This is a genomic window from Pantoea hericii (genome assembly GCF_014155795.1).
GTDB classification, from domain to species: domain Bacteria; phylum Pseudomonadota; class Gammaproteobacteria; order Enterobacterales; family Enterobacteriaceae; genus Pantoea; species Pantoea eucalypti.
In genome coordinates this window covers 347922-357506 of the sequence record NZ_SCKV01000001.1, presented here as the reverse complement: position 1 = coordinate 357506, position 9585 = coordinate 347922, and the positions used below count along the sequence as shown (strand labels likewise).

The following is a 9585-nucleotide window of genomic DNA, read 5'->3' as shown; positions in this document are numbered from 1 at the left end:
AGGCTGATCGGAGAAGCGGGTGCGAAAGCACCCGCTTTTTTATTTAGTCACGTGATAATTTATTTTCCAGATAATCGCCAATATTCATTAGCAGAATGAAAGATTAGGGTAGGTGCAACAAACGGCGTCACGCCGTGAATCATTATTCTGGCTCCCTTTGTCGCTTTATCAGCGTCCTCTTTCTCCATCCCTGTTACCTGCGGGTAACCAGTTCCGACCAGCGGAAACGGGCAGCATCAGCTGACCCACCACCTGTCGACAGCCTTAACGTCCGGTTTATCCGGGCGTTTTAGTCTGCGTTTCTGTTCTGAACTGAGGTTACCTATGTCAACACGTGATACGTTTCGTTCTGTCCGGCTTGAATCCATTTTCCAGACGGCAGTCAGCGACTTTGCCGTTACCGACAGCACGCTGCCAGCCATCGTGCCACTTCCCCTGCAAAGCCTGAGCCTTCCGGTGGCTACGCAAAGCCTGAACCTGCCAATCAGCACTTTCTCCACGGAATCGCTGCATAGCAGCCCGGTTAATGACAATACGCTGTCCACGGTGAAGAGTTCATCTCCCCCGGCACTACGGCCTTACGAACCCATCGCCATGGACGGCGTTATCGCCAGCTGGGAAGCGCATAAGCCAGTACATCTGCGGGGGCGTGCTGAAGGTGAAGCGGGTTCAACAGTGACACTGACTTTTAACGACCAGAGCTGGCACAGTACGGTCAATAAGTGGGGCTACTGGAACGCCTCTATGCCCGCTGAGGCGCTAAAAGGGGTGCCGGATGGCAATCACAGCCTGCAACTGATCCTCACCAATAAAGCGGGCCACAGTACCACTACCGACGTCGATTTTGGTCTCTATGCTGATCGCACCATCAAACCGACACTGACCGTGGATACGGTTAGTGGTGACAACGCGGTGAGTATTGCCGAGAGCATTTATGGTGTTGAGATTAGCGGCAGCGCAACACACCTGCCGGTGGGGTCGGTGCTGAAACTAACGCTGGGCACGCAAACCACCACCGCGCACATGGAAAGTGACGGCAAATGGTACGGTTCTTTTGCAGAAAGTGATTTAACCGCGCTGCCGGATGGCGTTTACAGCCTCAACGTCACGGCGACCGATCCCAACGGAAAAACGGCAACTGACTCTCACGATTTGACGCTGATCACTCATCAGAGCAGCCTGCCACAGATAACCTTCGATAAGATTACTGCGGACGATGTGATTAACCTTGCGGAAAGCCAGCAGGATCTGCTGCTGAGCGGCATGCTGACCACCGTCATGCCGGGCCATCAGCTGGTTATCAGCGGCGCCAACGGAAAAGATTATAACGCCACCCTGGGCCAGGAAGGACACTGGCAGGTGATCATCCCGGCAGCGGAGGTGAACGCCTTTATCAGCGCCGGGGAAATCCGTGCCTGGTCCATTGATGGGGCAAAAAACTACACCGACGTCACCCATGAACTGAATATCCATACGGATTTACAGCAGGTCTACACCGAAATGGATATCGGTGGTGACATGATCCTCAACTATCAGGAAGCGCAGCACGATCTGAGCTTCTATATTGAGGGCTGCAGAACACTGGAAATCAATGGGATAACCTACCAGCCTGACGCAAAAGGCATGGTCACGATGACCTCCGGCGAGCTTATGGCGCTGCCGGATGGTCCGGTCACCGCCACTTTCCATCGCCAGGATGACTATGGCAACAGCGATACCCAAAGCTGGGACACGCTATTTACCGTTGCCGTACATCAGCGGCCAACCCTGACGCTGGACATCGCCTTTGGCGACAACAAAATCGATGCTGCCGATGTGAACAGCTGGCATCTGATTCAGGGCAGTTCCAGCAATCTGCAACCGGGGAGCCTGGTGGAATTAACGCTGGGCGATCAGCATTACAGCGCCAGTGTCAAAGCGGATGGTGGCTGGTCCCTGACCATTCTGGCCGGACAACTGGCTCCACTGGATGAGGGGGAATATCCGATGACGGTCAGCGCCAAAGACAGCGCCGGTAATATCGCGACGGCCAGCCAGACGGTGCAGGTGGCATCGCATACCGAAACGGCGAGCCTGACAGAGGGGCAGACGCTGGATCAGCTGCTGGAAACCGTTAGTCAGACTCAGCAGGCAGAGACCGGGCATGTGGCACAGGCATCTGTTGCTGTCCTCCCTCAGGAGAGCCATCTCTTCTCAGATGTGCCTTATACGCTTGCCGATCACCTGTTGCAGCATCCGGCAGCACAGCCGATAGTGTGACGCTAAATCATTAGTAAAAGTACTGACTTCCGGGCAGGTCTGTTAAGCCTGTCTGGAGTGGTCAGGTGTGGCTGGGTGGTTGATTTTCATTCATTCAGGCGGAATATTAAAGATTTCATCACTATTTAACAGGAATAAGTACAGAATATGATCTAATAATGTTAATAGTTATTTAGTGTCTCTGATGTTAATCATAAATAAAATAATGCAATAACTCTGTCAGGATCTGATCGTCATCCCTTTTGCTCGCGTTGTTCACCAGGAAAAACATCATGATGATAAAACCCCCTGTTGGTATGGATAATGAACAAAGCGCAGTTAACTTTTTTATTGTGCGCCCTGAGCGGCGTGTCAGTGAATGCGGTCTTTTCCGCACCCTTACCCAAAGCAGAATTTAACTGGCGCGCAGCGCCGACCGAAGAACAGATTGCCAGCTTAACGCTGCGCGACGCCATTCTCCGGGCCTTCGCCCGTAATCCGAAAATCTCGGAAGCGGCGGCACAGATCCACGTTGGCGAGGGCGATCTTGATGCCGCCCGCAGCGCCTGGTATCCGCAGATCTCACTACAGGGTGCGGCGGGCCGCTCCCATCAGACTGACTCCGCCGGGAGCCTCAACAACAATGGCTCCGGCGGTATCACGCTTAGCCAGCTGCTCTACGACTTTGGGCGTACCGGCAGCGCCATCGATGAACAGCATGCACTGTCAGAGGCTTATCGCTTCGGCCTGTTCGACTCCATGACCACCGTGGCGGAAGATACGCTGCAGGCCTACCTCGAAGTCAAACGCTACCAGGCGCTGGCAGACATCGCGCACACTAATATCGCTTCACTGCAGCGGGTGCGGGATATCGCGAAACTGCGCGCCGATGCGGGGCTCAACTCACAGTCAGACGTGCTGCAGGCGGAAACCCGCATCGCCGCAATGCAGGCCACGCTTGAGCAGTATCGCGCCCAGCTGCGCTCCGCTACCGCCCAACTCACTGTACTGACCGGTGTGGTGCCCGCCACACTGCCAGAACTGCCCCAGGCACTCCTGAAACAGCAGATCACCCTCGACAAAATTGCCTATGAAAGCAGCGCGGCGGTGCGCAGCGCACAGTCTAAACAGGAGGCCGCCCGTGAACGGGTACGCCAGGCACAGTCCGGTCACTGGCCAACCATCAAAGTGCAGGCGGGCCGGACCCGCTATGAAAACGATCGCCAGTCTTACTGGGATGATGAAGTGCAGCTGCAGGTGGAAGCGCCGCTCTATCAGGGTGGCATGGTCAATGCCAAAACTGAATCAGCGGAGGGCGACCGTGAGGCAGCGCAGGCTGCAGTGCAGCAAGCCAAACTCGCCATTAATCAGAACGCCTCAACCGCCTATGCCGACATGATTGGCGCGCAGCAACGGCAGGCTGCCGGGGAAGTGCAGCTGGCCAGCGCCGACCATACCCGCAATGTTTATGCCGATGAATATCGTCTGAGCAAGCGCAGCCTGAACGATCTGCTGAGTGTAGAACAGGATGTGTTTCAGGCTGACAGCTCACGTATCACCGCGCTCTACGATGGCTGGGACGCCACCGTACGCTATGCCGCCGCAGTAGACAATCTGCTCGATATCATGGGTATCGATCGCCAGCAAAGCAGCGGCGATCTCCTTCCTTCGCTGCAATAGCGATAAGGCAAAAATCATGAGTACGTTAACCCTGAACACCGATAACTGGATTGCCGCCATGCTGCGCGTCGCCGCGCGATTCGGTAAGCCTGCCGATGGCAAAACCCTGCGTCAGCAGATGCGCTGGTTTGAACATCTGCCGGTGTCACAGCAGCTGGAGCGGCTCTCCGGCCTGCTGGGACTGCATCTGACCATGGTGCCGCAGAACAAACTGCGCTGGCGTCAGGAGATCACGCCGGTGGTGCTGGTGCTGGAAAATGCCAGCGTAGCGGTGCTGGAGAATATCGATGCGGACGGCAGCGCGCGTTACTGGCTCAGTGAAGGCGGCGATGTGGTGCGTGAAAGCGCCTTATCGGAGCTGCTGACACGTGCTCAGGGCGATGTTGGCGTGATTGGGGTGGCGGCGCGTGGCCGTGATGCGCGCATCGACGAATTCATTCAGCCTTATGAGCCACACTGGTTCTGGAAAAACTTTCGCGGCATGGGGCGTCGTATCACCGAGATCTCACTGGCGTCGGTGATCGGTAATGTGCTGGCACTGGCCGGAATTCTCTTTTCGATGCAGGTCTACGATCGGGTGATTCCGGCGCAGTCACAGTCCACGCTGTGGGTGCTGTTTGTCGGGGTACTGATTGCTGCGGCTATTGAATATCTTATCCGGCTGATGCGAACCCAGGTCTCAGATTTAATGGGTAAACGCATCGACCTGAAAGTTTCCGCCATGCTGTTTGCCCGGGCGATGAGCATCCGTAATGAGGCGCGGCCGAAATCGACGGGCTCATTTATCTCGCAACTGCGTGAGATCGACCAGGTGCGCGAGTTGCTGACCTCGACCACGGTTGGTGCCGCGGCCGATCTGCCGTTTGTTATCCTGTTCCTGTTCATCATGTCGTTTATAGGCGGCTGGCTGGTGCTGATTCCGCTGGCGGCGATCCCGCTGATCGTCATTCCGGGTCTGCTGGTTCAGATTCCCATGGCGCGGCTGGCTAAAGAGGGGCTGCGTGAGGGCGCGCTGCGTAATGCCGTGCTGGTGGAGACCATTGAAGGCATTGAGGATATCAAGGCGCTTCAGGCCGAACCCTATTTCCAGCGTCAGTGGGAGCAGACGCATGAAGTCAGCGCCGCGATCAGCAATCAGCAGCGATTGTGGGGCGCGCGCCTTACCGGCTGGGCATCGACGGTGCAGCAGCTCACCTATGCAGGGATGCTGGTGTTTGGGGTTTACCTGGTGCTCGATTCACACATCACCACCGGTACGCTGGTCGCCTGTAGCCTGCTCTCATCCCGCACTATCGCTCCACTGATGCAGCTGACCATGGTCTTCTCACGCTGGCAGCACGCCAAAATGGCGATGAAAGGGCTGGATGAGTTGCTGAAAAAGCCGCTCGATCAACCTGAAGCCGCCACGCTGGCGCACTGTCCGACGCTCACCGGCCAGTACGATCTGCGCAATGTGCATTACAGCTATGACGAAGAGAATGAAAAAAATGTGCTCAACGTGCAGCAGCTGCAGATCAAGCCCGGCGAGAAGATTGCCATTCTGGGTAAGGTCGGGGCAGGGAAGTCGACCTTGCTGAAGATTCTTGCCGGTCAGGCACAGGCCAGTCAGGGCAAGGTGATTGTTGATGGTGTCGATATTGAGCGTATCGATCCCACTGATTTACGCCGTCAGCTCGGGTGGCTGTCGCATGACTCCCGCCTCTTCTTTGGCACGCTGCGGCAGAACCTGATGCTGGGCAATCCCCATGCCAGCGAACAGGAGATGCTGCAGGCACTGCGTATCAGCGGCGCACTGTCGCTGATCCAGCAGGACGCCGCCAGCCTGGATCGTATTATCAATGAAGGCGGTCGCGGGCTCTCTGGCGGGCAACGTCAGATGGTGATGCTGAGCCGATTGATCCTGCGTCAGCCGCAGGTGGTGCTGCTGGATGAACCCACTGCGGCAATGGATGAACAGCTGGAGGAGCATGTGATTCGTCAGCTGCAGGGCTGGATCAGCGGCCGGACGCTGGTGCTGGTGACGCACCGTCCGGCACTGCTGAAAATGGTCGATCGTATTGTGGTGATGGATAATGGGCGCATTGTCGCTGATGGTCCGCGCGACGAGATCCTGCGCCGCGCGACTGCACCTGCTACGGCAGGTAAAGGAGATGTGGCATGAGTCTGGTGATTGTTGATAAAGATCTTGCCCGTCATGAGCGCCGGACATCAGCGATTATCTGGCTCTGCACCGCCGCGCTGGCGATATTTCTGATCTGGGCGCACTTTGCCATTCTGGATGAGGTCACAGTGGGCACCGGTAAAGTGACGCCCTCCAGCCGCGCGCAGGTGATCGACAGCCTGGATGGCGGCATCGTCAAACAGCTTAATGTGCATGAAGGTGACATTGTTGAGAAAGGGCAGGTGCTGGCGACCCTCGATCCAACGCGCTTTCAGTCAAATTTCGGTGAAGCGCAGGCTAAAGTGCGCACGCTGCGTGCCTCGTCCGAGCGGCTGGAAGCGGAGCTGTCGGGCACGCCGCTGAAGTTCAGTGCCGAAACGCTGAAGGAGCCGAATCTGGTTACGCGCGAGCGGCAGCTCTATGAGTCGCGACGTCGTAATCTCACTGAAACCATCAGTAACCTGCAGCAGTCGCTGAAACTGGTGCAGGATGAGCTGCGGCTCACCGAACCGCTGGTGGCGAAAGGCGCGGCAGGGCAGGTTGAGGTGATCCGTCTGCGTCGTCAGGTCAGCGATCTACGTGGCAAAATCGACGAAGCGCGCAATGACTATCTGGTGCGCGCTCACGAAGAGCAGGTGAAAAACAATGCGGAACTGGATGCGCAGTTGCAGGTTGCCGCAGGCAAAGAGGATCAGCTGACGCGCGCGACGCTCTACTCGCCGGTGCGCGGCATCGTCAAAGATATTCAGGTCACCACGGTGGGTGGTGTACTGGAACCGGGCGGTAAACTGATGGAAATTGTGCCGCTGGAGGATCAACTGCTGATTGAGACGCGTATCAATCCACGCGATATCGCCTGGATTCGGCCCGGACTGGCCGCCACCGTGAAAGTCACCGCCTATGACTCCTCTATTTATGGCGATCTGCACGGCGAAGTGGAAACGGTGTCGCCAGACACGCTGCAGGATGAGGTGAAACGTGATCAATATTACTATCGTGTCTACGTTCGTACCCAGAAAGCCGAGCTGACCAACCGCGCTGGCCGAAAATTCCCGATTGTGCCCGGAATGGTGGCCAATGTGGAGATTAAAACCGGTCAGAAATCCGTCATGGATTACCTGATTAAACCACTGAATAAAGTCAAAGAATCGCTGCGCGAGCGCTGAAAATGCGGTCCAGCTGAGAGGCTTATTTGCTTAATTACGGTGATAAATTAACATGGCGGATATTCAGACTATCCGGGCACAAAGTGTGCGCAATTTAACAAACTGTGCGGAAGCAGAGTGAAGTTAATTTAACCACGTTAAAAATGTTTACGAAGATATAGTGCGACGGCGAATGACAGGCAAAAAAATGCCGGACAGATTGTCCGGCGGGAAATAATAAGTTGTACATCTCATTCGGGGAGAATGAAGGTAATAATGGAATAAATGATGATAGCGGGGTCTATTCTATTACCAGATGTCGTATAAGTTTTATCATTCAGTGCTTCAGAATGCTCTGATGTAAACTGTTGATAACAAAGATATCGGAAGGGGTGTATCAATTTGTGCGGTTTTTTTTACCGATCTGTGCTGGTTATTAGTTCCCCGCTATTTACATTATGAAATAACTGTTTCGATGGATGAAACAGTTTTGGAAATTTAGTAGCATTTTCCTGGTGGATTATTACCCGCTATAAAACAACAATGACCTGCCGGCTGAATTTTTAATCATTCAGTTAGCAGTGGCAAATTATAAAGGCATATAACAGAGGGTAATAAAATGAAACGTCGCGTTCTCTCCCTGATGATTCCTGCACTGCTGGTTGCAGCAGGATCAGCAAACGCAGCTGAAATCTATAATAAAGACGGCAACAAATTAGATCTCTTCGGTAAAGTTGACGGCCTGCACTACTTCTCTGACAACAGCAGTTCCGACGGCGACCAGTCATACGTTCGCTTCGGCTTCAAAGGCGAAACAGAAATCAGCAATCAGCTGACCGGTTACGGCCAGTGGGAATACCAGGCAGCACTAAACAACTCTGAAGACCAGGGGACAGCAGACAGCTTTACCCGTGTTGGGTTCGCCGGTGTGAAATTTGGTGATGCGGGATCCTTCGACTATGGTCGTAACTACGGCGTAGCCTATGACATCGGCGCATGGACTGACGTGCTGCCTGAGTTCGGCGGCGATACCTATGGCGCGGATAACTTCATGTATCAGCGCGGTAACGGCATGGCGACCTACCGTAACAACAATTTCTTCGGTCTGGTGGATGGCTGGAACTTCGCAGTCCAGTATCAGGGCAAGAATGGCAACAGCAGCGAGTCACCGAATGGCCGTGACGTGCTGGGCCAGAACGGCGACGGCTGGGGTCTGAGCACGACCTATGATCTGGGTTCAGGCTTCGGCATTGGTGCGGCAACCTTCCAGTCTGACCGTACCAACGACCAGAACAGCGAAACATCAGGTATCCTCGGCCATGGCGATAAAGCGGCAGTGTATACTGGCGGTCTGAAATATGACGCGAACAACGTCTATCTGGCAGCGATGTACTCACGCTCGTTCAACGCAACCCGCTTCGGCAGCACCGACTCTTCAGCGTTTGGTTATGCGGATAAAGCGGATAACTGGGAACTGGTTGCGCAGTATCAATTCGACTTTGGTCTGCGTCCATCTCTGGCGTACGTGACCTCACGCGGCACCGATGTTCAGAACTGGGGCACACAGAATCTGAAAAAATATATCGATGTTGGCGCGACGTATTACTTCAACAAAAACATGTCTACCTATGTTGATTACCAGATCAACCTGCTGGACGACAACGCCTTCACCGACGCGGCCGGTATCAATACCGACGACGTGGTGGGTGTAGGCCTGGTTTACCAGTTCTAAGTGATAAGGGAGCGCAGTTACGGCTGCGCTCCTGCGTTATCTTCCGGGCTAAACGCGTCAGCCTTTGGCCACTTCGTTGCTTCCGGCGCCGTTGTTTCTGATGACATAACGCTGCCAAACCGCGCGCCTTCAAATGCCACGCCTGCCAGAGTGAAAGCAGAAAAGCTCAACCAGTGATGCCATGCTGACTGCCACTTCTGTGAATTTTTCATTCTGCACCTCTCAGAGATAAACACTGTTTCAACAGTGCAGAATTCATGCCAGCTTTACCGCTCTCACAGCCACAGGCGTTACGCCCGTTTTGATACACTTGCCGCGCACGTCAGGGAGCGATTGCCCCAATCAGGTGCAGTTAAGCCCGTTACTGGCGCGGCCGGGAAGGGGTCATGTGACGATGACGACGCTGTTCGACAACTTTATAACTGCCGTAAACAAACAGACCCAGGGCAACGACCAGAATCGCATAGATCATCTGTAGCTCCTTACTTTGATTAATGTTAATCCCCTGTCGCGAGGCGGGATCAGGATAGATGACCGGGGAATGCTCTCGTGATTCAGTGAAATATTCAACTCTATTTAAGCGAATTTACCCAAACTTTATGCTTTGTAGTGGCTATTCATAAAGTGTT

Annotated in this window: 6 protein-coding genes; 5 read left to right on the top strand and 1 reads right to left on the bottom strand. The window is 54.6% G+C overall.

Translation table 11 applies throughout. The features are described from left to right. Positions 1 to 324: 324 nt before the first annotated feature. From H7K52_RS01580 to ompC, 5 genes are all read left to right on the top strand, one after another. Entirely contained in the window at positions 325 to 2259 is a 1935-nt protein-coding gene (locus H7K52_RS01580) for an Ig-like domain-containing protein (protein WP_182629565.1), read from the top strand. 303 nt (positions 2260 to 2562) lie between these two features. Further along, positions 2563 to 3918, top strand: coding sequence for a TolC family outer membrane protein (locus H7K52_RS01575; protein WP_003854194.1), 1356 nt, complete (start codon positions 2563 to 2565; stop codon positions 3916 to 3918). Positions 3919 to 3934: 16 nt separating this feature from the next. Continuing rightward, a complete protein-coding gene (locus H7K52_RS01570; RefSeq protein ID WP_140033193.1) occupies positions 3935 to 6079 on the top strand; it encodes a type I secretion system permease/ATPase in 2145 nt (714 codons plus the stop codon). Beyond that, the gene (locus H7K52_RS01565; RefSeq protein WP_008926127.1) at positions 6076 to 7245 is read left to right on the top strand and encodes a beta-barrel domain-containing protein; all 1170 of its coding nucleotides are present in this window, start codon (positions 6076 to 6078) and stop codon (positions 7243 to 7245) included. Before H7K52_RS01570 ends, H7K52_RS01565 begins: the two co-directional genes overlap by 4 nt. A gap of 598 nt (positions 7246 to 7843) precedes the next feature. Then, on the top strand, positions 7844 to 8956 hold the full coding sequence (ompC, locus tag H7K52_RS01560) for a porin OmpC (protein WP_003854188.1): 1113 nt from the start codon (positions 7844 to 7846) through the stop codon (positions 8954 to 8956). 361 nt (positions 8957 to 9317) lie between these two features. On the opposite strand, the gene H7K52_RS18840 is transcribed toward ompC, so the two are convergent. Continuing rightward, positions 9318 to 9428: a hypothetical protein gene (locus H7K52_RS18840; RefSeq protein WP_008926126.1), complete on the bottom strand. Its 111-nt coding sequence runs from the start codon at positions 9426 to 9428 to the stop codon at positions 9318 to 9320. Between the last annotated feature and the right edge of the window lie 157 nt (positions 9429 to 9585).

Bases quoted from the DNA above. Each gene is read 5' to 3' on its own strand.
- H7K52_RS01575 (WP_003854194.1), top strand. From the start codon at position 2,563: ATGAACAAAGCGCAGTTAACTTTTTTATTGTGCGCCCTGAGCGGCGTG.
- H7K52_RS01580 (WP_182629565.1), top strand. From the start codon at position 325: ATGTCAACACGTGATACGTTTCGTTCTGTCCGGCTTGAATCCATTTTC.
- H7K52_RS18840 (WP_008926126.1), bottom strand. From the start codon at position 9,428: ATGATCTATGCGATTCTGGTCGTTGCCCTGGGTCTGTTTGTTTACGGC.
- ompC (WP_003854188.1), top strand. From the start codon at position 7,844: ATGAAACGTCGCGTTCTCTCCCTGATGATTCCTGCACTGCTGGTTGCA.
- H7K52_RS01570 (WP_140033193.1), top strand. From the start codon at position 3,935: ATGAGTACGTTAACCCTGAACACCGATAACTGGATTGCCGCCATGCTG.
- H7K52_RS01565 (WP_008926127.1), top strand. From the start codon at position 6,076: ATGAGTCTGGTGATTGTTGATAAAGATCTTGCCCGTCATGAGCGCCGG.